General features: G+C 31.6%; 25 protein-coding genes. 14 read left to right on the top strand and 11 right to left on the bottom strand.

The genetic code is table 11. From position 1 onward, the window contains the following. Positions 1 to 33: 33 nt before the first annotated feature. The 10 genes from lon to WN975_RS06610 all read left to right on the top strand — a co-directional run bounded on the left by lon (position 34) and on the right by WN975_RS06610 (position 13908). A complete protein-coding gene (gene lon, locus WN975_RS06655; protein ID WP_337965817.1) occupies positions 34 to 2487 on the top strand; it encodes an endopeptidase La in 2454 nt (817 codons plus the stop codon). A gap of 246 nt (positions 2488 to 2733) precedes the next feature. Further along, positions 2734 to 3753, top strand: coding sequence for a type IX secretion system protein PorQ (gene porQ / locus WN975_RS06650; RefSeq protein WP_337965816.1), 1020 nt, complete (start codon positions 2734 to 2736; stop codon positions 3751 to 3753). Between the two features lie 4 nt (positions 3754 to 3757). Further along, positions 3758 to 4360: a murein L,D-transpeptidase catalytic domain family protein gene (locus WN975_RS06645; RefSeq protein WP_337965815.1), complete on the top strand. Its 603-nt coding sequence runs from the start codon at positions 3758 to 3760 to the stop codon at positions 4358 to 4360. Positions 4361 to 4486: 126 nt separating this feature from the next. Continuing rightward, entirely contained in the window at positions 4487 to 5089 is a 603-nt protein-coding gene (locus tag WN975_RS06640; RefSeq protein ID WP_337965814.1) for a murein L,D-transpeptidase catalytic domain family protein, read from the top strand. 46 nt (positions 5090 to 5135) lie between these two features. Then, on the top strand, positions 5136 to 5828 hold the full coding sequence (gene cmk / locus WN975_RS06635; RefSeq protein WP_337965813.1) for a (d)CMP kinase: 693 nt from the start codon (positions 5136 to 5138) through the stop codon (positions 5826 to 5828). Between the two features lie 68 nt (positions 5829 to 5896). Next, a complete protein-coding gene (locus WN975_RS06630; RefSeq protein WP_337965812.1) occupies positions 5897 to 7273 on the top strand; it encodes a nucleoside permease in 1377 nt (458 codons plus the stop codon). A gap of 94 nt (positions 7274 to 7367) precedes the next feature. Further along, on the top strand, positions 7368 to 7907 hold the full coding sequence (locus WN975_RS06625; protein WP_337965811.1) for a hypothetical protein: 540 nt from the start codon (positions 7368 to 7370) through the stop codon (positions 7905 to 7907). Positions 7908 to 8042: 135 nt separating this feature from the next. Further along, on the top strand, positions 8043 to 9284 hold the full coding sequence (locus tag WN975_RS06620; RefSeq protein ID WP_337965810.1) for a hypothetical protein: 1242 nt from the start codon (positions 8043 to 8045) through the stop codon (positions 9282 to 9284). 498 nt (positions 9285 to 9782) lie between these two features. Then, positions 9783 to 11561 (top strand): 30S ribosomal protein S1, encoded by a 1779-nt coding sequence (gene rpsA, locus WN975_RS06615; RefSeq protein WP_089354646.1) that lies wholly within the window; start codon positions 9783 to 9785, stop codon positions 11559 to 11561. A gap of 139 nt (positions 11562 to 11700) precedes the next feature. Beyond that, a complete protein-coding gene (locus WN975_RS06610; RefSeq protein ID WP_337965809.1) occupies positions 11701 to 13908 on the top strand; it encodes a T9SS type A sorting domain-containing protein in 2208 nt (735 codons plus the stop codon). Between the two features lie 183 nt (positions 13909 to 14091). Here the strand turns inward: WN975_RS06610 and WN975_RS06605 are convergent, their stop codons facing one another. Genes WN975_RS06605 through WN975_RS06590 form a run of 4 tightly spaced genes read right to left on the bottom strand, consistent with a single transcriptional unit; the run spans position 14092 to position 16258 of the window. Then, a complete protein-coding gene (locus WN975_RS06605; protein WP_337965808.1) occupies positions 14092 to 14616 on the bottom strand; it encodes a biopolymer transporter ExbD in 525 nt (174 codons plus the stop codon). A gap of 6 nt (positions 14617 to 14622) precedes the next feature. Beyond that, positions 14623 to 15150: a biopolymer transporter ExbD gene (locus tag WN975_RS06600; RefSeq protein WP_337965807.1), complete on the bottom strand. Its 528-nt coding sequence runs from the start codon at positions 15148 to 15150 to the stop codon at positions 14623 to 14625. A 27-nt stretch (positions 15151 to 15177) separates the two neighbouring features. Continuing rightward, entirely contained in the window at positions 15178 to 15714 is a 537-nt protein-coding gene (locus WN975_RS06595) for a biopolymer transporter ExbD (RefSeq protein WP_337965806.1), read from the bottom strand. A gap of 13 nt (positions 15715 to 15727) precedes the next feature. After that, positions 15728 to 16258, bottom strand: a complete 531-nt coding sequence (locus WN975_RS06590) for a biopolymer transporter ExbD (RefSeq protein ID WP_337965805.1) — start codon at positions 16256 to 16258, stop codon at positions 15728 to 15730. Positions 16259 to 16468: 210 nt separating this feature from the next. Between WN975_RS06590 and WN975_RS06585 the strand changes: the two genes are divergently transcribed. Further along, entirely contained in the window at positions 16469 to 17026 is a 558-nt protein-coding gene (locus WN975_RS06585) for a fasciclin domain-containing protein (RefSeq protein ID WP_337965804.1), read from the top strand. Positions 17027 to 17459: 433 nt separating this feature from the next. Here the strand turns inward: WN975_RS06585 and WN975_RS06580 are convergent, their stop codons facing one another. From WN975_RS06580 to WN975_RS06550, 7 genes are all read right to left on the bottom strand, one after another. Beyond that, a complete protein-coding gene (locus WN975_RS06580; RefSeq protein ID WP_337965803.1) occupies positions 17460 to 18305 on the bottom strand; it encodes a DMT family transporter in 846 nt (281 codons plus the stop codon). Positions 18306 to 18417: 112 nt separating this feature from the next. Next, positions 18418 to 18558, bottom strand: coding sequence for an SsrA-binding protein (locus tag WN975_RS06575; protein WP_337965802.1), 141 nt, complete (start codon positions 18556 to 18558; stop codon positions 18418 to 18420). A gap of 237 nt (positions 18559 to 18795) precedes the next feature. Beyond that, positions 18796 to 20553, bottom strand: coding sequence for a M56 family metallopeptidase (locus WN975_RS06570; RefSeq protein WP_337965801.1), 1758 nt, complete (start codon positions 20551 to 20553; stop codon positions 18796 to 18798). Between the two features lie 4 nt (positions 20554 to 20557). Further along, positions 20558 to 20926: a BlaI/MecI/CopY family transcriptional regulator gene (locus tag WN975_RS06565; protein ID WP_337965800.1), complete on the bottom strand. Its 369-nt coding sequence runs from the start codon at positions 20924 to 20926 to the stop codon at positions 20558 to 20560. A gap of 33 nt (positions 20927 to 20959) precedes the next feature. After that, positions 20960 to 22540, bottom strand: coding sequence for a M56 family metallopeptidase (locus WN975_RS06560; RefSeq protein ID WP_337965799.1), 1581 nt, complete (start codon positions 22538 to 22540; stop codon positions 20960 to 20962). A gap of 6 nt (positions 22541 to 22546) precedes the next feature. Continuing rightward, entirely contained in the window at positions 22547 to 22915 is a 369-nt protein-coding gene (locus WN975_RS06555) for a BlaI/MecI/CopY family transcriptional regulator (RefSeq protein WP_121330716.1), read from the bottom strand. A gap of 650 nt (positions 22916 to 23565) precedes the next feature. Beyond that, the gene (locus WN975_RS06550) at positions 23566 to 24783 is read right to left on the bottom strand and encodes an MFS transporter (protein ID WP_337968977.1); all 1218 of its coding nucleotides are present in this window, start codon (positions 24781 to 24783) and stop codon (positions 23566 to 23568) included. Between the two features lie 97 nt (positions 24784 to 24880). Here WN975_RS06550 and WN975_RS06545 point away from each other — a divergent pair, with 97 nt between their 5' ends. From WN975_RS06545 to WN975_RS06535, 3 genes are all read left to right on the top strand, one after another. Then, positions 24881 to 25480, top strand: coding sequence for a DUF1684 domain-containing protein (locus WN975_RS06545; protein ID WP_337965798.1), 600 nt, complete (start codon positions 24881 to 24883; stop codon positions 25478 to 25480). Then, a complete protein-coding gene (locus tag WN975_RS06540; RefSeq protein WP_337965797.1) occupies positions 25480 to 26127 on the top strand; it encodes a TatD family hydrolase in 648 nt (215 codons plus the stop codon). The genes WN975_RS06545 and WN975_RS06540 overlap by 1 nt, the downstream gene beginning before the upstream one ends. Before the next feature lie 106 nt (positions 26128 to 26233). Further along, positions 26234 to 26950 (top strand): tRNA threonylcarbamoyladenosine dehydratase, encoded by a 717-nt coding sequence (locus WN975_RS06535; protein WP_337965796.1) that lies wholly within the window; start codon positions 26234 to 26236, stop codon positions 26948 to 26950. Positions 26951 to 26964 lie beyond the last annotated feature (14 nt).

Below are 26964 nucleotides of genomic sequence, written 5' to 3'. Positions count from 1 at the left end.
AACTTTTAATGACAAAACGACTTATATATTATTATGTCAAACCATAAAATACTTACTATTGACAATCTGTCACTTCAAGAATTTGATTCAGAAGCCGAATTAATTCCATTATTAACTCCAGAGGACGAAGAAGAAATGAACAACGAAGAGCTTCCGCTTTCGTTGCCAATTTTACCTTTGCGTAATACCGTTCTTTTTCCGGGAGTTGTAATTCCAATTTCGGCAGGAAGAGATAAATCAATCAAACTAATTAATGATGCCAATGCCGGCGGAAAAATTATTGGTGTAGTTTCTCAAATTAATGAAGAAGACGAAGATCCGTCAAAAGACGATATTCATAAAATAGGAACTGTAGCGAGAATTTTGCGCGTTTTGAAAATGCCTGACGGAAATGTTACGGTTATTTTACAAGGAAAAAAACGTTTTGAAATTGACGAAGTAGTTTCAGAAGAACCTTATATTACTGCAACTATAAAAGAGGTTGCCGAAGAACGTCCGGAAGAAGATGATACGGAATTTACAGCTATTTTAGATTCTGTAAAAGAGTTGGCAATTCAAATTATAAAAGAAAGTCCAAATATTCCGTCAGAAGCTACTTTTGCGATTAAAAACATTGAGAGCCAGTCGTTTTTGATCAATTTTGTTTCTTCTAATATGAATTTATCCGTAAAAGAAAAACAAGGTTTATTGTCTATCAACGGATTAAAAGACAGAGCGCTAGAAACCTTACGTTATATGAACGTTGAGTTGCAAAAATTAGAATTGAAGAATGACATTCAGTCAAAAGTTCGTTTTGATTTAGATCAGCAGCAACGTGAATATTTCTTGCATCAGCAAATGAAAACCATTCAGGAAGAATTGGGAGGCGTTTCGCAAGAGGAAGAAATGGACGAAATGGGACTGAAAGCGAAAACTAAAAAATGGGACGAAAAGACGCAGAAACATTTCGAAAAAGAATTGTCAAAAATGCGTCGTATGAATCCACAATCTCCTGATTTTGGAATTCAGCGTAACTATTTAGAGTTGTTTTTAGAATTGCCTTGGGGCGAATATTCTAAAGATAAATTCGATTTAAAACATGCTCAGAAAATATTAGATAAAGATCATTTTGGACTTGAAGAAGTTAAGAAAAGAATGATTGAACATTTGGCAGTATTGAAACTTCGTAACGATATGAAATCGCCAATTATTTGTTTCACAGGACCTCCGGGAGTTGGTAAAACATCTATTGGACGTTCAGTTGCCGAAGCTCTTGGACGTGAATATGTACGTATTTCGTTAGGTGGTTTACGTGACGAAGCTGAAATTCGCGGACATAGAAAAACCTATATCGGTGCAATGCCAGGACGAATTATTCAGAGTTTGAAAAAAGCCGGAACTTCGAATCCTGTTTTTATTCTGGATGAAATTGACAAGTTGTCAAACGGAAATAGCGGTGATCCATCTTCTGCTTTATTGGAGGTTTTAGATCCGGAGCAAAACAGTGCTTTTTATGATAACTTCCTTGAAATGGGATATGATTTATCTAAAGTGATGTTTATTGCAACTTCTAATAATATGTCGGCAATTCAGCCAGCATTGCGTGACAGAATGGAAGTAATCAAAATGTCAGGTTATACAATTGAAGAGAAAGTTGAAATTGCAAAAAGACACCTTTTCCCAAAACAATTGGAAGCGCATGGATTGACTACTAAAGATTTGACAATTGGCAAAAAACAATTAGAAAAAATCGTAGAAGGTTATACACGTGAATCTGGTGTTCGTAATTTAGAGACAAAAATCGCTCAGGTAATTCGTAACGCTGCAAAAGCAGTTGCAATGGAGGAGGAATACAATAAAAAAGTAACCGACGAAGATATTGTAACCGTTTTGGGTGTGCCAAGATTAGAGCGTGACAAATACGAGAATAATGATATTGCAGGAGTTGTAACAGGTCTTGCATGGACAAGTGTCGGTGGTGATATTTTGTTTATTGAATCTTTAATTTCTGAAGGAAAAGGTTCTTTAAGTATTACAGGAAATTTAGGTACTGTAATGAAAGAATCAGCTACAATTGCATTAGAATACATTAAAGCAAATGCTAAGAAATTAGGTTTAAGTGTTGAGCTTTTCCAAAAATATAATATCCACTTGCACGTTCCGGAAGGAGCAACGCCAAAAGACGGACCAAGTGCAGGTATTGCAATGTTGACTTCTTTGGTTTCTTTGTTAACACAAAAGAAAGTAAAGAAAAGCTTAGCAATGACTGGAGAAATCACGCTTCGTGGAAAAGTTTTACCAGTTGGCGGTATTAAAGAGAAAATCTTAGCTGCGAAGAGAGCTGGTATTAAAGAAATTATTTTATGTCACGAAAACAAAAGTGACATTGACGAAATAAAAGCAGAATACTTAGAAGGCTTGAGTTTTCATTATGTGAAAGAAATGAGCGAAGTTTTAGCTTTGGCTTTGACAGACCAAAATGTAAAAAATGCTAAAACTTTAAAATAAGATTTTAAAGTTAAATACGAATATTTTTAAAATTCCAAATTCCAATCTGATAACTCAGTTTTGGAGTTTGGAATTTTTTATTAAGCTCAATATTTACTGGCAACTTGATTGTTTTTAAACTTCGATTTCAGTTTTGGAATTTGAATTTTTTTATTGGAATTTAATTTATAATAAATTTTATTTTATAAGTTATATAATTTTATCTTCGCATTTGCGTTATTCCCATATAGGAATCGCCCCAAAAGCATGTTAAAACGATTTGTTTTACTTTTTTTTAGTTTAGTTTGTTCGGTTTCTTACGGGCAAATTGGTGGTCGATATACTTATCAGTTTTTAAATTTAACGACTTCACCGCGACAAGCTGCATTAGGAGGTGAAACGATTACAATATACGATGAAGACGTGAATCAGGTAATGTCTAATCCGGCAGCATTAAATGAAGATATGGATAACCATTTAGCAATGAATTATGGTAGTTATTATGGCGAGGCTTCTTACGGAACTGCTTCGTACGCTTATACTTACGATAGACACGTGCAGACGTTTTACGCCGGAATGAGTTATGTAAATTATGGTTCATTTGAAGGATATGACGAAAATGGTCAGGCAACATCCAGCTTTTCAGGTAGCGAAGGCGCGCTATCATTGGGCTACGCGTATAATGTTCCTTTTACAGATTTACATATTGGAGCCACAGCTAAACTAATAACTTCAACTTTAGAAAGTTATAATTCAATTGGTGGTGCAATTGATGTGGGAATTATGTATCAAATTGAAAAAAATGATGTAAATTTGGCACTGGTATTTCGTAATATAGGAACACAGTTTACAACTTATTCCGGTATACAGGAAAAATTACCGTTTGAAATCATTGCAGGAGTTTCTCAGGAATTAGAGCACGTTCCAATTCGTTGGCATCTTTCATTAGAAAATTTGCAACAATGGAATATTTCTTTTTCGAATCCCGTTCGCGGAGAAACCAACATTGATGGATCAACAAATAGCGAGAAGGTTTCGTTTGTAAATAATGCTTTGCGACACGTTGTTTTTGGTGTGGAGCTGTTCCCCAAAAGGGCATTTAATTTGCGTTTAGGATATAATTTTAGAAGAGGTGAAGAATTAAGAGTGGTAGATCAACGCAATTTTTCAGGAGTTTCATTAGGTTTTGGTTTAAAGATGAATAAGTTAAAGTTTAATTATTCATACTCTAGATATACATTGGCAGCAAATACGAGTCTTTTTGGTCTAATTTTAAATTTTCAGTAGTTATATGAAAATATTTAGTTTGTTTTTGTTTATGACAGTAGGTTTTTTTACGGGTTCAAAACACTACTACAAAGAAGAAACTTCTATTACCACTATGGAAATAGAGAGGATTAATACAAGAGTTAGCGAGATAAGAAACATGATGAGTATTGATCCCAAATACAATACTAAAATCGCTTTTTTTGTGGACATGAGAATACCTTCCGGTAAAAATCGTTTTTTTGTTTACGATTTAGTAAACAATAAAATAATCGACCAGGGTCTTGTGGCACACGGTTCAGGATCTGAAACCGGAATAAAAGGAAGTTTAAGATTTAGCAATACACCAAACTCAAACTGCACAGCTTTGGGCAGATATTCTATAGAAAAATGTTATAAAGGATGTTTTGGAAAATCATATAAACTAGAAGGTTTAGACGAAACAAACAATAATGCTTTAAAAAGAGCGATAGTTCTACATTATTATTCAGCGGTTCCTTATGAAGAGCAAGATTATTATATCAGTAATAGTCACGGCTGTCCAATGGTAAATGAGCAATTCTTTAAAAGAATCGAAAAAATAATTGATAGTTCTAAGTCGAATATCATCTTGGATATTTATTACTAAAATAACATTTCGTATAATTTCAATATAATTAAGCTTTTGCTGTTGTAAATTTTTCAACAGCATTTTTTTTGAAATTATATAAATTTCCCACACTTAAATTTTAGCTCGTCAAACCAACAGTTTAATATGAAGAAGATCATTTTCGCTTTTTTTGTAGCGCTGTTGTTTTTCATCGGATTTAAAATTTTCTGGAAAGACGAAAAAGTTATTTTATTAGCTGAAAAGAAAATTGATATAGCGCAAATTAACGAAGTCAAGAAAGTAATAAACAGTAATTCGAAGTACAATAATAGGATTGCATTTTTTATTGACATGAAAATTCCTTCTGGTAAAAATCGCTTTTTTGTCTATGATTTAAAAGCTAATAAAATCATAGACAAAGGATTAGTTGCTCATGGTTCCGGATCTGAAACTGGTGTAAAAGGGAAATTGAGATTCAGTAATATTCCAAATTCGCTCAGTACTTCATTAGGAAAATATGCTATAGGAAATCATTACAACGGAAGATTCGGGAAAGCCTATAAACTATACGGATTAGACTCAACAAATAGTAATGCATTTGAGCGAGATATTGTTTTTCATTACTACTTTGATGTTCCGTATAAAGAGAAAGATGGTTATATTTGCAACAGCTACGGTTGTCCCATGGTTAATAAAAAATACTTTGACAGGATAGCACAAATAATAGATAACTCAGAGTCAGATATTCTGATGAGTATTTATTATTAAGATCAGATTAAAGCAGTAAAGAAATTAAAATTTAAAAAATAAAAAATTGAAAAAAATTACCATTGCAATTGATGGATTCTCATCAACAGGAAAGAGCACTTTGGCCAAACAATTAGCAAAAGAGCTAGAATATGTTTATGTAGATACCGGAGCAATGTACCGCGCTGTTGCCTATTTTGCAATGCAGAATGAGCTTATTAAAGCTGATTTTTTTGATAAAAAAACTTTAGTAGATTCACTTCCAAATATTCAATTAGAATTTAAATTTAATGCTGATCTTGGTTTTGCTGAGATGTATTTGAATGGTGAAAATGTCGAAAAACAAATTAGAACTATTGAAGTTTCTAATTTTGTAAGTAAAGTAGCCGAAGTTTCTGAAGTGCGTTCTAAATTAGTAGAACAACAACAAGAAATGGGAAAAAATAAAGCTATTGTTATGGACGGAAGAGACATAGGAACAGTAGTTTTTCCAGATGCTGAACTTAAAATTTTCATGACTGCGAGTGCAGAAACACGTGCTCAAAGACGTTTTGACGAACTGCAGCAAAAAGGTGATAATGTTTCTTATGAAGATGTTTTGAAAAATGTTGTAGAAAGAGATCATATAGATACGCATCGTGAAGATTCTCCTTTGGTGATTGCAGATGATGCTATAGAAATAGATAATTCTTACCTGAATAGAGAAGAACAATTTTCAGCTGTTTTAGAATTAGTAAATGATGTTGTTAAAACTGCTTAATTTTTTGTAGATATCATTTTTAATGGTAGTTTTACCGCTTCATTTTTACTAAAAGACAATTTCATCATATGGGAATTAAAAACAGGTTGATTATAATGAGCTTTCTTCAATTTTTTGTTTGGGGAGCGTGGCTTATAACAATTGGAAATTATTGGTTTGGTACTAAAAATTGGGAAGGAACTCAGTTTGGTCTTGTTTTCGGAACCATGGGAATTGCCTCTTTATTCATGCCTACATTAACAGGAATCATTGCTGACAGATGGATAAATGCTGAAAAATTATATGGTTTTTTACATATAATATATGCAGTAGTTTTGTTTAGTATTGCACATGTAACAACTCCTGACAATTTTATTTACGTAATGTTTGCCGCAATGTGTTGCTATATGCCAACAATTGCATTAAGTAATTCGATTTCGTACACTTCACTGAAATTAAACAATAAAAACATTGTAAAAGATTTTCCACCAATTCGTGTTTGGGGAACTATTGGTTTTATTGCCGCAATGTGGATTACTAATTTAAGCGGAAGTAAAGCAACCGAATATCAGTTTTATATTGCTGGAGTTGGCGCTTTAATTCTTGGGATTTATGCTTTTACATTACCAAAATGTGAACCACAACGTTTGACTAAAGAAGATGCTTCATTGACTGAAACTTTAGGATTAGAAGCTTTTAAATTATTCGGAAATTATAAAATGGCTTTGTTTTTTGTGTTTTCTATGTTTTTAGGAGGCGCTTTGCAATTGACAAATGCTTATGGAGATGTATTCTTAGATGAATTTAAGCATTTTCCAAAATATGCAGATTCATTCGTAATTAAGTATTCAACTATTATTATGTCGATTTCTCAGGTTTCTGAGACTTTATTTATCTTGGCGATTCCTTTTTTCTTAAGACGTTTTGGAATCAAACAAGTTATGTTGATTAGTATGTTGGCTTGGGTATTGCGTTTCGGATTATTTGCTTTTGGAGATCCTGTTGGAGGATTATGGATGATTATTATGTCATGTATCGTTTACGGAATGGCATTTGATTTCTTTAATATCTCAGGTTCTTTATTTGTAGAAAGTAATACTGATTCTAAAATTCGTTCATCAGCTCAAGGTTTATTCATGATGATGACAAATGGAGTAGGAGCAGTTTTAGGAAGTTTAACTTCTGGTTGGGCAATTGATCGTTTCTTTACAAAATCATTCCACAATACAACTGAATTAGCTGGATTTTTACAAACTGATACTACAAACTCAAAAATGCTTGATTTTGTAAAGGGTCAGGGAAATACAATTTCTACAGACGGAATTTTTACAAATCCAATTTTAATGAAAGACTGGCATACAATCTGGTTGTCATTCGCAGCTTATGCTTTGGTAATTGCTATTGCTTTTGCTGTTTTATTTAAACATAAACATGATCCAAAAGAAATTGAGAATTTGAGTCATTAAAAGATTTATATAATATTTTAAACCCGATAGAATTTAAAAAATCTGTCGGGTTTATTTTTTTTAAGAATATGTAATTAAAATTGAATATTTTATTATGGAGAATATTAAGTCGATTTTGGTGATTCTGATACTTTTTACTTCGGGTGTAATTTACGCTCATAAAGATAGAATTGAAGTTCCTGAAAAGTTTGTTTTTATTTTAAAAAGCAATGATGTAATTCGGTTTGAATCTCTTGATTCGAAACTGAAAGAATTCTGTAACGAAATTGTTAGTGGAAAAAAAGAAATTTCAGAAGTTCAATTGTATTATAAAACAGGAGAAATTGTAACTGTTCAATTTGATGGAAAAAACTGGACATCATTTAAAATTGCTTTTAAAGGTAAAAGTTTATATGTTCCTCAGGAAAAACTAAAAAAGATTCCTGAAATTAATTTTTCAACTTTAAATTTATTTTGGTCAGGAGAAAGTAATGCTTTTAATTCCAGTCATTTATGTTTAAGATTTGATATTGGGACTAAACGATTATTCTATATTTTACCAAATTTAGAATTGCATTTTGAAAATCATAAGTTTGCCAGAGCTGAAGTTTGGACGCAAACAAGTGAGAATTCAAGACATGGGAAATTTTTTTAACGCAAATTTTACTAATTGCAGAATGCACATAGTAAACCCGACAGGTTTTAAAAACCTGTCGGGTTTGTCGTTTTTTAAAGGTTTCTATTTAAATAAAAAGCAATAACTTTATTCTTCATTTTTAAAAACAAAACGATGCTGAAAATTAAACTGTTTGCGTTGCTTTTATTTGGAATTTCTGCATTTTCTCAAACTAAGGTTTTGTACAATCAAAGTGTAGAAGCTTATAAAAGCAAAGACTATGTTTTGTTTTTGAAATTAGCAAAGCAATTAGATAGTATTCGTCCAATGCATCCTACTTTTGCTTATAATCTAGCTTCGGCATATTCTTTAAATGGTAAAAAAGAAGAGTCTTTACGGGTTCTAAAAACTGTTGTTCTCGCAAATAACACCATAGATTTTGAAGGTGATTCGGATTTTGATGGAATTAAAAACGAAAAAGGCTTTAAGGATTTATTAGAACTGAAAGTTTCTCAATCTAAAACAATCGAAAACTCAAAAGAGAAATTTAGCCTTTCCGAAAAAGATTTGCATCCTGAAGGTTTGCTTTATTTAGAGAAACATAAACTTTGGTTATCGTCAAGTATTCGGAATAAAAAAGTAGTTTCCTTTGATGAAAAAGGCAATTGTTCTGATTGGTTCATAGATTGTTCATATTCGGTATTTGCAATAAAAGCAGATTATAAAGAGAAGTATTTATGGATAGCTTGTTCGGCAATTCCTGAAATGAAAGGTTTTTCGAAGGAAATGGAAGGAAAAAGCGAGATTCTGAAAATTGATATAAACACAAGAAAGCTTGTAAAACGTTATGTAATTGAAGGAAATCATGTTTTTGGAGATCTTGTAATAACTAAAAATAATGATGTTTACATTTCAGATAGTGCCGAAGCGATAATCTATAAGATTGAAAATGAAAGCTTGGTTTTATGGAAAGATCTTCGAAAAGAAGCTTTTAACTTGCAAGGAATTACATTAAATGCAAATGAATCTAAAATATTTATTGCAGATTATTTAAAAGGAATCCTGTCTATTGATATAAAAAGTAAAAAAGAAAATTGGCTGGAATTTCCGGATAATGCTTCTAAAAAAGGAATTGACGGATTGGTTTTTTATAATAATTCATTAATTGCAATTCAGAATGGAGTAGTGCCAATAAGAATTGTACGTTATAAACTGAATGAATCTCAAACTAAAATAGTTGATTTTACAGTTTTGGATAATAATAGGAAAGTTTTTGACGAGCCAGCTTTGGCTACTTTAATCAAAAACAAAGTATATTTTTTCGCTAATTCTCCTTGGAAATTTTATGATAAAGACGGTCAATTAGACGAAAGTAAATTTGAAAATCCGAAGTTGTTTGAGTTAGTTTTAGATTAGTTATATTGATATACTAAACCCGACAGGTTTTAAAAACCTGTCGGGTTTGTTGTAGAACCTGGGGAAGTTTTTTAGGTTGTAAATCTTTGTCAAAGTTTAAAAACTTTGACAAAGATAGCAGTGAATAGCAACCCCAACAGTCCCGAAGCTTCGGGATAAAACCTTTTGAATTTGTCGCAATATGTGCTTAAAAAACATAAAGATCTAATCTAGCCCCGATAGAGCCGGTATCCTTTTTTTGTTGGCGACAGCGGACAGAAAAAGATATAGGTGAAAGCGGGACTAAAGTTATTAAAAAGTCTTACAAGATCTGCTTCTGAACAAATGACTGATAATCATTTAGAATTGTTTTGCTATTACAAAAAAATGTATTAATTTTGCAAACCTTTTAGCAGAGAAGAGTTTCCATTAGGGATCAACTATTTATGTAAAACAACTTCTGTTTTTTCTATCGCTTTAAGAAACTCAAGAAAAACAGAATACAAATTTTTTATCAGCATGTCTGAACAATTAAAATCACAAGAAGAGTTTTTAGCAAATTTTAACTGGCATAACTTCCAAGAAGGAATTGATGCAGTTGATGAGAAAAACTTACAAGAGTTTGAAGAACTAGTATCTAAAACTTTCATCGCTACAGATCAAGAAGAAGTAGTTGAAGGAGTTGTTGTTAGAATTACAGATAGAGACGTTATCGTTGATATCAATGCTAAATCTGAAGGTGTTATTTCTTTAAACGAGTTCCGTTACAACCCAAACTTAAAAGTAGGTGACAAAGTAGAAGTATTAATCGACATCCGTGAGGACAAAACAGGTCAATTAGTATTATCTCACAGAAAAGCACGTACTATTAAATCATGGGATAGAGTTATTTCTGCAAACGAAACAGGAGAAATCGTTAATGGTTTTGTAAAATGCAGAACTAAAGGTGGTATGATCGTTGACGTTTTTGGAATTGAAGCTTTCTTACCTGGATCTCAAATTGACGTTAAGCCAATTAGAGACTACGATGTATATGTAAACAAAATGATGGAATTCAAAGTGGTAAAAATTAACCACGAATTCAAAAACGTTGTTGTATCTCATAAAGCGCTTATTGAAGCTGATATCGAAGTACAGAAAAAAGAAATCATCGGTCAATTACAAAAAGGACAAGTATTAGAAGGTGTTGTTAAAAACATTACTTCTTATGGTGTGTTCATTGACTTAGGTGGTGTTGACGGATTAATTCACATTACTGACCTTTCTTGGAGTAGAATCAACCACCCAAGTGAAGTTCTTGAATTAGACCAAAAATTAAACGTTGTAATCCTTGATTTCGATGATGAGAAAACAAGAATTCAATTAGGATTGAAACAATTAAACGCTCACCCATGGGATGCTTTAGATGCTAATTTAACTATTGGTGATAAAGTAAAAGGTAAAGTAGTTGTAATCGCTGATTACGGTGCATTTATCGAAGTTGCTGAAGGTGTTGAAGGTTTAATCCACGTTTCTGAAATGTCATGGTCAACTCATTTACGTTCTGCTCAGGATTTCGTAAAAGTTGGAGATGTTGTTGAAGCTGTTATCTTAACTTTAGATAGAGATGACCGTAAAATGTCATTAGGTATCAAACAATTGACTCAAGATCCATGGACTGACATCACTTCTAAATACCCAGTAGGTTCTAAACATACAGGTATCGTTAGAAACTTTACAAACTTTGGTATTTTCGTAGAATTAGAAGAAGGAATTGATGGATTAATCTACATTTCTGACCTTTCTTGGACTAAGAAAATCAAACACCCATCTGAATTTGTAAATGTTGGTGAGAAACTTGATGTAGTTGTATTAGAATTAGATGTTGAAGGACGTAAATTATCTTTAGGTCACAAACAAACTACTGCTAATCCTTGGGATCAATACGAAGATTCTTTCGCTGTAGGAACTATCCACAATGGTGAAATTTCTGAAATCGTTGACAAAGGAGCTACTGTAGAATTCGGAGATGATATCGTTGCTTTCATTCCTACTCGTCACCTTGAAAAAGAAGACGGAAAGAAATTGAAAAAAGGTGATACTGCTGATTTCAAAGTAATCGAATTTAACAAAGAATTCAAAAGAGTAGTTGCTTCTCACACTGCTATCTTCCGTGAAGAAGAAGAGAAAAACGTGAAAGCTGCAACTGAAAATACTTCATCTGCATCATCTACAAATGCACCAGCTGCAACTTTAGGAGATAACAATGATGTATTAGCTGCATTAAAAGCTAAAATGGAAAAAACTGAGAAAAAATAATTGTTAGTTTCCTCTAAATAGAAAGTCCCACAGAAATGTGGGACTTTTTTTTGCGCTATACTTTTGATTTTAAGAAAATTTAACAAATAAAGTTGTGTTATAATCTTAAAAAGTTATTTTTACTTAAAAATTTCATTATATGAAGAAAATCTACTTTTTGATTCTTGCTTTATGTTTTTTTTCGACTTCAAAAGCACAGATTGCTAATATGCCAAATACAGAATTTAAAGAGATGTTATTAAGTGCAACTCCTCAAAATATGATTGCAAAAAACTTATCAGGAGAGTATTGTACTATAGATGTTAATCATGACCAGCAAATTCAAATTGATGAAGCGAAAAATATTAGTTATTTAAATTTAGTTGATCATGTATTTTTAAGAGATTTAAATGGTATATCAAATTTTATAAATTTAGAATATTTAGATTGTACTAGTAATAATTTAGATCATCTGGATGTAACCAATTTATCAAAATTAAAATATATCGATTGTAGTCATAATAATGAGTTGCAGGTTTTAGATATAAAGAACTTAATTTATTTAGAAAAGTTAATTTGTAGTTATGATAATATATTTGTTTTAGATTTAACTAATTCTGTTTTTCTGAAATATTTAGATTGCGCAAACAATCAATTAACGGAGCTAGATATCAGTCATTCAATAAATCTAAATTATTTAAACTGCGCAGGAACTCAGATAAAGTCTTTAGAAACTGCTAATGCGAAAAATTTAGAAGAACTAAATACGTTAACTTGTGCTATTTATTCACTTGATGTTAGTCCGTTGACTAAATTAAAAAGTCTAGCTTGTTCTTCTTCAATTATAAATATGAAAAACGGATTTAAAACCAATTTAGAGTTTTTGCAATACTCTTATTATTTAAATTATGTTTGTGTAGACGACAATCGTATTGAAGACGTAAAAGAAATGCTATCAAAGGCACAAATAAGACCTTATGAAATAAATACATATTGCACTTCTAATCCTGGAGGAGATTTTTTTGTTATACAGGGAAACACAAAATTTGACAATGAAAAAAATGGCTGCGATACTGATGATTATTTTACAAAAGGAATTAATTATCTGATTAATAGTAAAGATAAAAAAGAACAAATTAGTACAAATCAAAACAAATCATTTGCTATTGGCGTTAAGGAAGGCACGCACACTATAATCCCAATCTTAGAAAATCCTACCTATTTTAATATTTCCCCAACAACGATAGATATTACCTTTCCAACACAAGCAAGTCCATTTATTCAAGACTTTTGTGTTACAGCAAATGGTGTTCATCCTGATCTGGAAGTTTCGCTTTTACCTATTCAAGGAGCAAGGCCAGGCTTTGATGCAAAATATAAAATAGTTTATAAAAACAAAGGTAATAACACTCAATCAGGGGCGGTAAATGTTAAATTCAATGGAGCAATATTAAATTTAGTTACAGCTAATCCAATTGCTTCAACTCAAAACACTAATAGTTTAACTTGGAATTTTACCAATTTGCAGCCTTTTGAAATACGCGAAATCTTCTTCACTTTAAATTTAAATGGACCAACGGAAACTCCTGCGGTAAATATCGGAGATATTTTAAATCTTACAGCATCAATTTCATTGCAAGATAATGACGAAACTCCAAATGATAACACATTTACGTTAAATCAAACTGTTGTTGGTTCTTTTGATCCAAATGACAAAACATGTTTAGAAGGAGAAGTAATCACGCCAAGTTTAATAGGCGAGTACGTCCATTATATGATTCGTTTTGAAAATACAGGAACTTATTCTGCTCAAAATATTGTAGTAAAAGACATGATTGATTTGTCTAAATTTGATATTTCGACTTTGATTCCAACAAGTTCAAACCATTCTTTTGTAACTAAAATTTCAGAAGGAAATAAAGTAGAATTTATCTTCGAGAATATTAATTTACCATTTGACGACGCTAATAATGACGGCTATATCGCTTTTAAAATCAAGACAAAACCAACATTAGTAGTAGGAGATACGTTTACAAATGACGCCAACATTTATTTTGATTATAATTTTCCAATTTTAACGAATAAAGCAATTTCTACTTTTAAAAGCTTAGGAACTCAGGATTTTGAATTTTCAAGCTATTTTAAATTATACCCAATTCCCGCTAGTAATGTTTTGAATATTGCAGCAACTCAAGCTATAGAAATAGATTCATATGAAATCTATAATATTTTGGAACAATTGGTTATCGCAATTCCAAATGCGAAATCAGTTTCTAATATTGATGTTTCAAAACTAAGAACAGGAAATTATTTTATAAAAGTAAAATCAGATAAAGGAAGTTCAAGTATCAAGTTTATAAAACTATAAAAACCTTGTTTAAATAAAAAATCCCACAGCAATGTGGGATTTTTTTTATGTCTTTTGTTTCAAGTTTAGTTTTCTGGAGCTATTTCCAGCTATCATTCCAATCTTTTTTGTCCGCCGCGGCGGACAAAAAAGGATTTTCCCTTCTATCTGGGCTATGGCAATCATTTTCAAAAGAAGTTTTTTTTATTTAGAAGCTAACAGTTTTGTTTCTTCAGGAGTGAATTCGTTTACAATGACATAAGTGTCAATGTTTGTAATTCTCATTTCTTCCAGAATATCTATTAAATTTTTATAATTGCATTTTTCGCTGGGTTTTATAATGACAATTGGACCATTTTTCGGTTTTCCTAAACTGGTTGAATATTCTAAAATTGATTCTTTTTTACGGGTTAATTCTCTATGTATACCATCTGAATTGTAACTAACTTTTTTAGGATTTTCCAGCGGGTAGGACAAAAGACCTGAATACGCAACAATTTTATTATTATCATCTAGTAATAGGGTATAGATGCGATTTGCATCTACACAACCTATGCCACCACATATAGGATCATTGTCAGGCATATTTAGTTCTAAAGCTTTCGGTTTTGCTAACTCAATAGTAACCATAAAAAAGATAATTAACAAGAAAGAAACACTAACCATTGCGGTTAGATCAACTCTCGTACTTAATTTTTTACTTCTTATTTTCTTCGGTAGATTTTCCATGTTATTTTAATTAGAAGCTAATAATCTTGATTCTTCAGGAGTGAATTCAGGTACGATTGCGTAAGTGCTTATTTTTGCAATTTCCATTTCGTTTAGAATATCAATTAGATTTTTATAATTGGATTTCTGACTTGGTTTTATAATTACAGTTATATTTTGGGGTTTTACACCTTTAGAAGCGTATTTAAGCAGATTATTTTTTCTTTGCAATAATTCTCTTCGGATTCCGTCTTTACCGTATTTTATTTCTTTGGGAAAAATGATAGGAGATTCTAAAAGCCCTATATAATATATTAATTTGTTGTTTTCTCCTAACATTACAGTTATTGATCTATTTTCGCCTTCATGTCGATAAGAAGGCGGACAATCGCAACAACCATGATCTGGGAAATCTAAAATTAAAGCTTTAGGTTTTGCTAATTCAATCGTAACCATGAAAAATATAATCAACAAGAAAGAAACACTAACCATTGCGGTTAAATCAACTCTTGTACTTAATTTTTTACTTCTAACTTTCTTAGGGAGATTTTGCATAGTTATTTTGGTTAGTTAAGTTGATACTTATTTTGAAGCTAAAAGATTAGATTCTTCCGGAGTAAAATCATTTACAATTGCATAAGTTTCAATTTTAGCAATTGCCATCTCATCTAAAATATCAACCAAATTTTTAAAGTTTGATTTCTTACTTGGTTTTATAATTACAATTGGACCATTGCTTGATTTTCCCATTGCTGACGAATATTCCAAAATGTTTTTTCTTCTATTAGACAGTTCTTCACGAATTCCGTTCTTTCCATAATTAAACTCTTTTGGTTTTGCAATTGGAGCATATAAAAGCCCGGAATAAGCGACCATTTTATCATTATCATCAAGTAAAATTGTAATAGTACGACTCGGATCTGAACCACAGGTAATTATATTTTCCCATTTTTCATCCAGATCTTTTGCAGGCAAACTTAAATCAACCGCTTTCGGTTTTGCCAACTCAATAGTAACCATGAAAAATATAATTAACAAGAAAGAAACACTAACCATTGCGGTTAAATCAACTCTTGTACTTAATTTTTTACTTCTTATTTTCTTAGGTAGATTTTCCATGTTTGAAATATTTTTAATTAGAAGCCAATAATTTTGTTTCTTCCGGAGTGAATTCATCTACAATAGCATAAGCCTCGATGTTTGCAAGTTTCATTTCGTTAAGTATATCAACCAGATTTCCGTAATTACTTTTGCTGGATGGTTTTATAAAAACAATTAAACCTCGATTTGGTTTGCCAACAGCAGCAGAATGTTCAAGTATTCTTTTGTTAACTATTTTAAGGTCAGTATGAAAACCTTTTTTACTATAATTTGTTTCTCTTGGTTTCTCTAACGGGTTATCTAGTAGACCAGCATATGTTATTAATTTATCATTTTCTCCCAATAAAACGGTGTAAAAACGATTTCCATTATAACATCCAGGAATTGGTTCACCGCATCCTCTTTCTCTGTCAGGTAAACCTAAACCAATCCCTTTTGGTTTTGCCAGCTCAATTGTCACCATAAAAAATATAATCAACAAAAAAGAAACGCTAACCATTGCGGTTAAATCAACTCTTGTACTTAATTTTTTACTTCTTATTTTCTTAGGTAGATTTTCCATATCCAGTCAATTTTGTACTAAAGTTAATAATAAAAGTAATACAAAGACTTTGATGATTTTAAAAATAATTGAAAATAAATTAATCTTTTAATGTGTTGTTTTACAACTGTTTTTAAGGATTTTTCAACAATTTTAAAACTTTTTTGAATTTTTAATAAAACCAAATCGAAAACTATCCCGTAAATGAGCTTATAACTTAAAACATTCATTATGAAAACTAGAAAATTTTTAGCAGTAGCAATTTTAGCATTAGGATTTGGATTTACATCATTTGCACAAAAAACTAAAATGGTTGGTGGAGCTGCAATGTATCCAAACAAAAATATTATTGAAAACGCCGTAAATTCAAAAGATCATACTACATTGGTTGCCGCTGTAAAAGCTGCAGGATTGGTAGAAACATTACAAGGAAAAGGGCCTTTTACAGTTTTTGCTCCAACAAATGAAGCATTTGCAAAATTACCAGCAGGAACTGTTGATACATTATTGAAACCTGAAAACATCAAAACTTTGCAAACAATTTTGACTTATCACGTTGTTGCAGGAAAATGGAATGCTTCTGATATTGCAAAAGCAATTAAAGCAGGTAAAGGAAAAGCAACTCTTAAAACTGTAAGTGGTGGTTCTTTAACAGCTTGGATGAAAGGAAAAGATCTTTACATTAGCGACGAAAGCGGAAACAAAGCAAAAGTTACAATTGCTGACGTAAACCAATCTAATGGTGTAATTCATGTAGTTGATACAGTATTGTTGCCAAAAACAAAATAATAATCTCCTAAACAAAAACCTACGATCGAAAAAAGCCCTGTTAATACAGGGCTTTTTTTATGATTCCTCTTTTTTTAAAATGTAGAATACAGATAATATATTAAATAAAAATGTAAAAGTTAGTTGTGCAATATGATCGGTATGGTCCATCGTCCTTTTTAGGTAAAATACGTCGTATATTAACATCAGTGTTATCAGGCCATATTTAATCTGTTCTTCAATTAAAAGCCTGTTTTTTGTGAAAAAATAGAAAATTGCACAACCAAATAAAAGAATGATTTGACTGAATAGGAAGAAAAATGCTAATCTTAATGCATCAATAACAAATATTCCATCATAGAAAAATAAAAATGGTATCCTGATCAGAAAGGAAATTATATATATTCCGTCTATAATTTTAAAGAACTCAAAAAAACTTTTCTTCATATTTAAACTATTTTTTTGCTGTTAATGTCGAGCCAACAGAAGCTATGACAACACAAAAAACGGCTAATATTTCATATAAAGTCAAGTATTCCTGCAAGAATATAAAAGCACAAACTGAAGCTGCAGCAGGTTCTAAACTCATTAATATACTAAAAGTACGAGGAGGAAGCTGACCTAAAGCTTTCATTTCGAGTGTAAACGGAATAGCGCTTGACAAAAGTGCAAGTGCAACACCCATTCCAAAAAGTTTTGGAGTTAGATTTGACAATCCGTTTTCGTAAAAACCAAACGGAAGTATTAAAATTGCACCAAACAACATTCCGGTTGCAACAGCCTGACCGCCATGCATTATTTTAGAAACTTTTCCGCCCAAAACAATATAAGCAGCCCAAAGAGCTCCTGCCAATAAAGCATATAAAACCCCTAATGAATCGATACTATTATTTGACCAGGGCGCAATAAGCACAATCCCGATTGCTGCGAGCAAAACCCAGCAATAATCAACTAAACGGGTCGAACCAACTATAGCTACCACTAATGGACCTATAAATTCTAATGTTACAGCAAGTCCAATTGGGATTCTTTCTATTGCCATATAAAAAATCAAATTCATTGCACCTAAAGCCAAACCATACGGAACAACAATTTTCCATTGATCAGCTGTTATTTGCTTTAAATTCGGCCTGTAAGCTATCAGTAAAATTATAGCCGAAACCCCAATTCGTATTGATGCTGTTCCCGCAGCTCCAATTGCAGGAAATAAGGTTTTTGCAATTGCGGCGCCACATTGTACGCTTACAATAGCTAAAAGTACTGCATAAACAGGCGGTATATTAAAATCTTTATTTTTCATGATAATTATAAAGTAGTAGATAATAAAAGATGAATCGGAATCAATCTTTTATCTCTTAGAAGAAAGTGTTGTTGAACGTAAATTTCAACGATATTAAAAGGTGTTTTTCGGACTATTCTAAAGCTCTTTTTGTAACAAAAGCCCGGTAACCAATAATAGCCATTTGCCATTTTTTTGCTTTCGAAATATCCAAACCTTGTTTCGTAAAACTTGGTAAAAGAACTTTGTTGATTTTGGCTAAAACTTTATACATTGTAGGTTAATTTTTGGCAAAGATATAAAAAAAGACCTTGTGGTTTAGCAAAGTCTTTTGGTATTGATTATTAAAAGGTTACTTGAACTTTAATACTCAGTTTTTATTTGTACTATTTTCTACGGTTAATATAATTTATACCGCTTTTTTGGTCATTTATAGATTTATGGAATAATTATATCTTTTCAATAAAAAAAGCCAGTGTTTCAATACACTGGCTTTAATTTTATTTCCGCATTAAGATCGTTTATTATCTTTTTCAATTTTTCTGAAGTTTTTTTCTTGCTCCTTCATGTTTTTCTCATAAACTTTCATGTCCTTTTCAAATTGCTCCATTTTCTTTTCAAAATCTGCCCCAAATTGCTGGTCAATAAGTGCAGCATATTTATCCATTTCTTCACCAAATTTATCCATAGCAATTTCATACTTTTCCATTTCTTTGCCGTATACACCACTTTCACGTTTAGACATGATCTGGTCTACTTGATCTTGATAAGCATCCATTTTTGGTTGAAATTCGTCCATTTTTTTCTGAAATTCAGCCATCTTTTTGTCAAAATCTTTCATAGCTATTTTGTCCGAAGTGTTTCTTGGCGGCACAGGAGGTTTTGGCATTTTTGACATATTTGGCACTGGAGGAAGTTCTAAGTCTTTTGGCAATACAGGCATTACCGGAGCAACAGGTGCTGGTGGAAATGCCGCTGTTGTTGGCGGAGTAGGAGGAACTGGAGGAGCAGGCATGTCCTGACCATTATATTGCCTAACTTCAACTACACGATTTTTGATTACCATTGGTTTTTCAATTTCATCGTCAGTAAGAATGCCTACTTTTTTTGAGCCATCATTTTCAGTCGTAACAATAATTCCGCAGCTTTTAATTGCTTCATCGCCTTCAATTTGAAGAGTTTGTACTTCTTTAGAACCTTTTTTTATATTGACTTTAATACCCGTTAATTCGTTTTTTGAATTTCTTTTTACATCAGAAACTGCACAATCAACATTATGATTCTGTTTTAGCTTTTCGGCCATTACTTTTAATTGCTGATCTGTTGTGTTTTTGTGAATTTTAAAAACGGCTACAGAATCATCATTTTTAGTAATTTCCTGAGACTGACTTTTTTCCTGAGCAATAGTTTTAATTTGAAACAATAGTACAAAAGCAATAAGTGCAGGAATTATGGCATAATATTTCCAATAGTTCCATTTTTTTGATTGATTTTTGTTTAACATGACAATTCGTTTTTTGATTAATGATTGATAAAAATGATTGGTGATTGCAACGCATGATTCGTGCGTTGTGATTTTTAAAAGCGTATATTGATACGCTTTTTTGTCTGAGATTTTCTTGGCAGCTTCACTGTCAGCAATGAATTCAAGGTTTTGAAGAATTGCTTTTTTGTACAGCCAAATAATTGGATTAAACCAAAAAAGCATACAAAAAACTCTTGAAATCAAAACATCCATAGTATGATTTTGATCGCTATGCACTTTTTCATGCTCGATAATATTTTCTAATTCTGAAGCTGTATACATTGATGAGTTGTAGACGATATAATCAAAATAAGAAAAAGGAGCAATATTCTCGCTAATATCGATGAATTTAAAATCAGCTTGTTGATGAACTTTTTTTCCTTTTAAGACAGAATTTAAACTATAGAAATCAAGCGCAAATTTGATTATCAGAGCAATAAAACCAATGCTGTAAATAGCAAGAACTACATAATTCCAGTTAATTTGAAAAGATTCCTGCTTAATCGCACGCGGAGTATAAGCTCTGGCATAATCTATTGCAGACATTGTCACTGGAGTTGGATCGATCCAAACAATTTTGGTGTAAACCAAAAAAGGCAATACAACTGAAGTAATTAGTCCGGCAAGCAAGAACCATCTATTGCTATTGAAAAAAGTCTCTTTGCGTAATAATAAAAAATAAGCAAAGTAAAACAGCAGCAGTAATCCGCTTGATTTTGCGATAAAAATGAAAAGTGCTTCCATAACGTTATTTTACTTCAAGTGGAGTTTCGATCATAGCCAGGATTTCGCGTAATTCTGCCGCCGAAATTTTTTCTTCTTTAGCAAAAAATGAAACCATACTTTTATAAGAGCTATTGAAATAATTGTCAATTGCCGTACTCATAAAACCTTTACTGTAATCTTCAATACTTACAATTGGATAATATTGATGCGTATTTCCAAAAGCATTATGTCCCACATATCCTTTTTCTTCCAGATTGCGAACAATGGTCGAAAGTGTATTGTAATGCGGTTGATCTTCAGTAATTTCTGTTTGAATCTCTTTTACAAAAGCTTTATTAAGCTTCCATAAAATATGCATAATTTCTTCTTCTTTGTTGGTCAGCTTTTGCATAATTTTAGTTTTTAAATGCTAAACGCAATGAGATTATTTTTTTGTCTCAATAATAACAGCTCCATTTATAGCTTCTTCACCATATTTAGCTTTGGCTTCCGGACCTTTAAGAACATTTACTGATTTTATATCATTGACATCAATAATATTAGAATCTTCTTTGCTGATATTCCCAATTACTATTCCGTCAACAATATAAAGCGGATCAGTATTTACTTTTAAAGTTTGATATCCAACACTTTTAACGATAACTTTTGTATTTGTTTTTTCGTCTACATTCGTGTTTACAGCAGTATTAGTAACGACACTAACATTGCAATCAGCTTTTGTGCTATTATTAGAATTAGTGTTAACATTGGTGTTAGTTTTAGAATTTTGAATTTTAATTATTTCAACTTTTTTTGCTTTGTCACTAGAATCAGCAACTTTATTATCGGCAACTAAACTGATTTTTTTAGAACCATCATCATTTGTTGTAATCATGATTCCGCAATCTCTAATTCCTTTGTCGCCAAGAATTTCATATTCCTGAACTTGCTCAGAACCACTTTTTGCGTGAAGTTTTATTGCAGTTATTTCGTTTTGAGAATTTCGTTTTAATTCTGCAATTGTAAAATCAACATTGTGATTTAGTTTTAATTTTTCTGCAATGACTTTTAAGTCATGATCTGTACTGGTTTTTTTGATTTTAAAAACATCAACAGCCATAATTTCTTTTTTAGAAACCTTAACAGGAGTTTCTCTTTTTTCTTTTGCAATTACTTCCACTTGAAATAATAATACAAATGCCGCCAGAGCTGGAATTACAACATAATACTTCCATGAATTACTCTTTTTTGATTGATTTTTGTTTAACATAATGATTCGTTTTTTGATTAATGATTGATAAAAATGATTGGTAATAGCGAGACAATTCTCGTGTGTCGTGATTTTTAAAAGCGTGTATTGGTATGCTTTTTTATCTGAAATTTTTTGAGCAGCTTCTTTATCAGCAATAAATTCAAGATTTTGAACGATTGATTTTTTATAAAACCACATTATAGGATTGAACCAAAACAAGATGCAAAATACTCTGGAAATAAGAACATCAACAGAGTGGTTTTGGTCACTATGAACTTTTTCATGTTCCAGAATACTCTCTAATTCTACTGCCGTATACATTGATGAGTTGTACACGATATAATCAAAATAGGAGAAAGGAGCAATGTTTTCTTCTACATCTATAAATTTAAAATCAGCTTGTTGTTGTATTTTTTTACCTTTTATAATAGTATTTAAACTGTAAAAATCGATTCCAAATTTGATTAGAAAACCAATAAAACCAAGAATATAAACAGCTATAAAGACAAGATTCCAATTGATTTCAAAAGAGTTATTTTCTGTGTTTAGTGGTTGAAGCTCTAAATAATTTATATTCGAAAGCGGAGTAGGATTAATCCATACTACTTTGGTGTAAACCAAAAACGGCAATACAACAGAAGTAATTAAACCTGCCATTAAAAACCATCGGTTACTATTGAAGAATGTTTCTTTGCGTAATAAAAAGATATACGCACAAAAAAACAAAAGTAATAATCCGCTTGATTTTGCTATAAATATAAAAAGTGCTTCCATAAACGATTATTTTTCTTCTTTTGGAGATTCAATCATTGCAAGGATTTCTCTTAATTCGGCTGCAGAAATTTTTTCTTCTTTAGCAAAAAAGGAAACCATATTTTTATAAGAACTATTGAAAAAATTATCAATAGCAGTATTCATAAACTTTTTACTGTAAGCTTCAAGCGTAACTGCAGGATAATATTGATGTGTATTTCCGAAAGCATTATGTCCCACAAAACCTTTTTCTTCAAGATTACGAACAATCGTCGAAAGTGTATTGTAATGCGGTTGATCTTCGGTAATTTCTGCTTGGATTTCTTTCACAAAAGCTTTTTTAAGCCTCCATAAAATATGCATGATTTCCTCTTCTTTATTGGTTAACTTTTGCATGTTTTCTAATTTTAATTCAAACCTACAACTATTTTTCTAGTTACGCAACTATAAAACTAGTTATTTAACTAAAAAAAGCGTTTGAATGATTTTTTCGAATTGAAAAACTGCTGTTGAAGCCTATAAATTGGGCGTAAATCTTGAAAAGTTTTTTTATTAGATAAATATGAAGTTTTTGAGGATTATTGAGAATGTAACGCGGATGACACGGATTCGCTAAAGCGAAAACGCGGATTTTGACGGATTTTTTATTTTATTCTTTATCGAAATGAAAAATTTAACCGCAAAGCGCGCAAAGTTTTTTCGCAAAGTCCGGAAAGATTTAGGCTTTTTGCGGGAAGTTGTTTTTCTATCGAAAAAAGTTCGCAAGTCTTTATGTTGATATAGCTTTGCGAACTTTGCGTTTGTAGAAAAACCTGTATAAACATATAAATTTAATTAACTAACTACGTATCTAAAATCATCAACATTTGTCGAGTTTCGCTTGTGATTTCTTTTCGCTCGAAAAGACAAAAAAATCCGTTAAAATCCGTGTCATCCGCGTGCTATTTCTCACCAAGCTTTGCGAACTTTGCGTTTACTAACCACAATCCAAAACAAAAATAACTTTGCGCGCTTTGCGGTTAAATATATATATCGAATAGAAAGTTCTAACTAATTCTCTCATTATATAGCGCTTTCTTAATCCAAAAACAGCACAGAGTTGCAAAAACTCCAATACACGCCATAAAAAGCCAATTGATTTGATATCCTAAACGAGAAATGATTTCGAAACCAACTTTCGAACTAACAATATGCGCCAAACTAAAACTCATTGTATAAAGCGCCATATATCGGCCTTCTTGTCCTCGTGGCGCTCGACTTAACGCAAATGCATTTGAAAAAGGAAAAGTTAGGATTTCACCAATCGAAATACAAATCATACTTATAACCAAAATTCCTGCCCAAACATTAATTAGTAACAGAAAGAAACTTAATGCCATAACAAACGATCCGAGAATTATAATTCTTATTTTCGGAAAGCCTTTTCTTTCCATAAAACCAACTGTTGGCATTTCTAAGGCAAAGATTAAAAGTCCGTTTAGAGTCATTAATAATCCCGTTTGAAATTCGCTTAAGCCAAATTTCTCGTTATGATATAAAGGAAGCGTTGTAAAAAGCTGGAAGAAAATCATTGCCGTAACAAAACTCACAAATAAAAAGACCCAAAAGATTTTATCGTGAAATACGGATTTTATTTCTGCTGCACTTTCGATTTTATCCTCGTGAATAACTTTTTTCTTCTCCTTAACTAATAATGCAAATATCGAAATAGAGATAATACAAGACGCACCATCAACCCAGAATAAACCCGAATATCCAATTCCCATAATGATCAAACCTCCCAAAGCTGGTCCTGCAGCAAAACCAAGATTTACCGCCAAACGCACCAAAGTCAATGCTCGTGTTCTATTTTCGGGTTTTGCATAAGCGCCAAGCGAAACAAACATTGCAGGTCTGAACATATCTGCAATTGTCATTAAAACAAACATCGCGAAGCACAATGCCCAAAATGTTGTAACATATTGTATAAGGAACATCGAAATTCCTGATGTAAATAAACTAAAAATCATGATTTTGTAGAATCCAATTTTATCGGATAATTTTCCGCCCAACCACGAACCTAACATCGATCCAAGTCCAAAAGCTACCATTATCCAACCAACTTGATTATAAGTAAATTGAAGATCTTCTTTTAGATATTTTGACAAAAAAGGAAGCACCATTGTTCCGGCGCGATTGATAAAAGTAACAATTGTAAGTATCCAAATTTCTCTTGAAAATCCTTTAAAGTTGTTGATGTAATGGTTAAAAGCAGTTTTGAGCATTATAAATAAGTTATTTGCAACAAAGTTAGGAAACTTTGTCACGTATAGTGGTTGTCGCATTGTTACTTTTAAACTATTTTTGCTGAAAATTTCTAAGATGAAAAATGCTATCGTACTTGCTTTAATATTGGCTTTTAATTTTGGCTTTGGCCAAAAGAAATTTGACCAGAATGATGCGAAAAAATTTCAGGACAAAATTAACTCAGAATATGCTGATGCTAAGACAAGTCCGTTAATGGCTGAAGATTTAAAGAACTTTAAAACTTTGGATTTCTTCCCAATTTCAGGTAAATATTTTGTTGTTGCAAAATTTGAAAAAGCACAAGACGAGAAAGTTTTCGAAATGAAAACAACAGGAACAAGAACGCCAAAATATATTAAATACGGAACATTGTATTTTACCATAGACGGCGTTGATTTGAAATTAAATGTTTACCGAAATATTGAACTTTCAAAAACAAAAGAATATAAAGATCATTTATTCTTGCCATTCTCAGATTTGACAAGCGGTAAAGAAAGTTATATCGGAGGAAGATATATTGATTTGAAAATCCCGAAAGGAAACACGATTGCAGTAGATTTTAATGAAGCTTACAATCCATATTGTGCTTATAATCATAAGTATTCATGTCCGTTGGTTCCTTTAGAGAACGATTTGAAAGTGGAAATTAAAGCCGGTGTAAAAACTTTTCATTAATGGAATTCTTTAATTTTCATACGCATCAATTTACAAATCAACCCAATATTTTAGAATTGGTCAATCAATATCCGCAAGAATTTGATGCTTCAATTCCATTTTATTCGATTGGAATTCATCCTTGGTATATAAAGGAAGATCAAATTGAAGCCGATTTGAAAATTATTGAAGAAAAATTGCAAACCAAAAATTGTCTTGCAATTGGAGAATGTGGTTTAGACAAACGAATTGAGATTCTATTTGAAGATCAAATTTTAGTTTTTGAAAATCAATTGGCTTTAGCCGAAAAATATAAAAAACCTGTTGTAATTCATTGCGTTGCAGCTTTTCAGGAAGTGATTGCAATTAAAAAGAAACTAAAGATTTCGGTTCCGATGATTATTCACGGTTTTTCTAAAAATAGCCAAATCGCAGAACAGCTTATCAAAGCAGGATTTTATATTTCGTTTGGAAAATATTTACTTAGAAACCCGGAATTAAAATCGGTTTTTCTGAATGTACCAAATGATCGATTTTTTCTGGAAACAGATACAATTGAAGAAGGAATTAATCAGGTTTATGATTTAGCATCAGAATATAAAAATATAACAATCAAAGAATTGCAAGAGATTATCTCAAGTAATTTTACAGTAGTATTTGAGAAGTAAAAAAATAAAAAGTGGAAAGTTGAAAGTGATAAATCTAGATTTAGAACCTGAAACTTTAAACTCGAAACAAAATTTTAAAATTAAACAAAAGAAACAAAATTAAGATATGGCAGAGTGGACAGAAAGAGCCGAGCTTTTATTTACTAAAAAAGGATTAGAAAACTTACAGAACTCAAATGTTTTGGTTGTAGGTTTAGGTGGCGTTGGATCATTTGCAGCTGAATTTTTGGCAAGAGCCGGAGTAGGAAGCATGACAATTGTAGATGGAGATGTGGTTGATATCACGAATATTAACAGACAATTACCGGCTTTGCATTCGACTGTTGGTCAACCAAAAATTACAATTGTTGGAGATCGTTTAATGGATATTAATCCGGAATTGAAACTAACTCGCGTTCAGGAATTTTTATCTCCTGAAAGAGCATTTGAAATTGTTTCTCCGGAGTTTGATTACGTTTTGGATTGTATCGATAGTATTACTCCAAAATTAAATTTGATTATTGCTGCAAAACGCAAAAGAGTAAAAATCATAAGCAGTATGGGCGCTGGCGGAAAAATGTTGGCTTCAAAAGTAAAAGTGACAGATATTTCTAAAACAATAAACTGTTATTTTTCTAAAACTATCAGAAAACGTTTAAAAGTTGAAAAAATCAACAAGTTAAAAGTAGTTTTCTCTTCTGAAATTCAAGATGAAAAAAGCTTGAAATTAACAGACGGTAAAAATTTCAAAAAATCATTCTACGGAACCAACAGTTATATGCCAGGATTATTTGGTCTTCATGTTGCCGAAACAGTGATTAGACATTTACTTACTAAAGAATAGTTTCTAAGGCTCTA

It is taken from the genome of uncultured Flavobacterium sp., from assembly GCF_951805225.1.
Classification (GTDB): domain Bacteria; phylum Bacteroidota; class Bacteroidia; order Flavobacteriales; family Flavobacteriaceae; genus Flavobacterium.
This window is presented reverse-complemented; position numbering and strand designations above follow the sequence as displayed.

Coding starts and splice junctions, on each gene's coding strand:
- WN975_RS06620 (WP_337965810.1), top strand. CDS start 8,043: ATGCTGAAAATTAAACTGTTTGCGTTGCTTTTATTTGGAATTTCTGCA.
- WN975_RS06570 (WP_337965801.1), bottom strand. CDS start 20,553: ATGGAAGCACTTTTCATTTTTATCGCAAAATCAAGCGGATTACTGCTG.
- WN975_RS06545 (WP_337965798.1), top strand. CDS start 24,881: ATGAAAAATGCTATCGTACTTGCTTTAATATTGGCTTTTAATTTTGGC.
- WN975_RS06540 (WP_337965797.1), top strand. CDS start 25,480: ATGGAATTCTTTAATTTTCATACGCATCAATTTACAAATCAACCCAAT.
- WN975_RS06585 (WP_337965804.1), top strand. CDS start 16,469: ATGAAAACTAGAAAATTTTTAGCAGTAGCAATTTTAGCATTAGGATTT.
- WN975_RS06640 (WP_337965814.1), top strand. CDS start 4,487: ATGAAGAAGATCATTTTCGCTTTTTTTGTAGCGCTGTTGTTTTTCATC.
- WN975_RS06630 (WP_337965812.1), top strand. CDS start 5,897: ATGGGAATTAAAAACAGGTTGATTATAATGAGCTTTCTTCAATTTTTT.
- WN975_RS06605 (WP_337965808.1), bottom strand. CDS start 14,616: ATGGAAAATCTACCGAAGAAAATAAGAAGTAAAAAATTAAGTACGAGA.
- WN975_RS06595 (WP_337965806.1), bottom strand. CDS start 15,714: ATGGAAAATCTACCTAAGAAAATAAGAAGTAAAAAATTAAGTACAAGA.
- WN975_RS06535 (WP_337965796.1), top strand. CDS start 26,234: ATGGCAGAGTGGACAGAAAGAGCCGAGCTTTTATTTACTAAAAAAGGA.
- WN975_RS06555 (WP_121330716.1), bottom strand. CDS start 22,915: ATGCAAAAGTTAACCAATAAAGAAGAGGAAATCATGCATATTTTATGG.
- WN975_RS06625 (WP_337965811.1), top strand. CDS start 7,368: ATGGAGAATATTAAGTCGATTTTGGTGATTCTGATACTTTTTACTTCG.
- WN975_RS06590 (WP_337965805.1), bottom strand. CDS start 16,258: ATGGAAAATCTACCTAAGAAAATAAGAAGTAAAAAATTAAGTACAAGA.
- WN975_RS06575 (WP_337965802.1), bottom strand. CDS start 18,558: ATGTATAAAGTTTTAGCCAAAATCAACAAAGTTCTTTTACCAAGTTTT.
- WN975_RS06600 (WP_337965807.1), bottom strand. CDS start 15,150: ATGCAAAATCTCCCTAAGAAAGTTAGAAGTAAAAAATTAAGTACAAGA.
- WN975_RS06610 (WP_337965809.1), top strand. CDS start 11,701: ATGAAGAAAATCTACTTTTTGATTCTTGCTTTATGTTTTTTTTCGACT.
- porQ (WP_337965816.1), top strand. CDS start 2,734: ATGTTAAAACGATTTGTTTTACTTTTTTTTAGTTTAGTTTGTTCGGTT.
- WN975_RS06550 (WP_337968977.1), bottom strand. CDS start 24,783: ATGCTCAAAACTGCTTTTAACCATTACATCAACAACTTTAAAGGATTT.
- WN975_RS06580 (WP_337965803.1), bottom strand. CDS start 18,305: ATGAAAAATAAAGATTTTAATATACCGCCTGTTTATGCAGTACTTTTA.
- WN975_RS06560 (WP_337965799.1), bottom strand. CDS start 22,540: ATGGAAGCACTTTTTATATTTATAGCAAAATCAAGCGGATTATTACTT.
- WN975_RS06565 (WP_337965800.1), bottom strand. CDS start 20,926: ATGCAAAAGCTGACCAACAAAGAAGAAGAAATTATGCATATTTTATGG.
- lon (WP_337965817.1), top strand. CDS start 34: ATGTCAAACCATAAAATACTTACTATTGACAATCTGTCACTTCAAGAA.
- WN975_RS06645 (WP_337965815.1), top strand. CDS start 3,758: ATGAAAATATTTAGTTTGTTTTTGTTTATGACAGTAGGTTTTTTTACG.
- rpsA (WP_089354646.1), top strand. CDS start 9,783: ATGTCTGAACAATTAAAATCACAAGAAGAGTTTTTAGCAAATTTTAAC.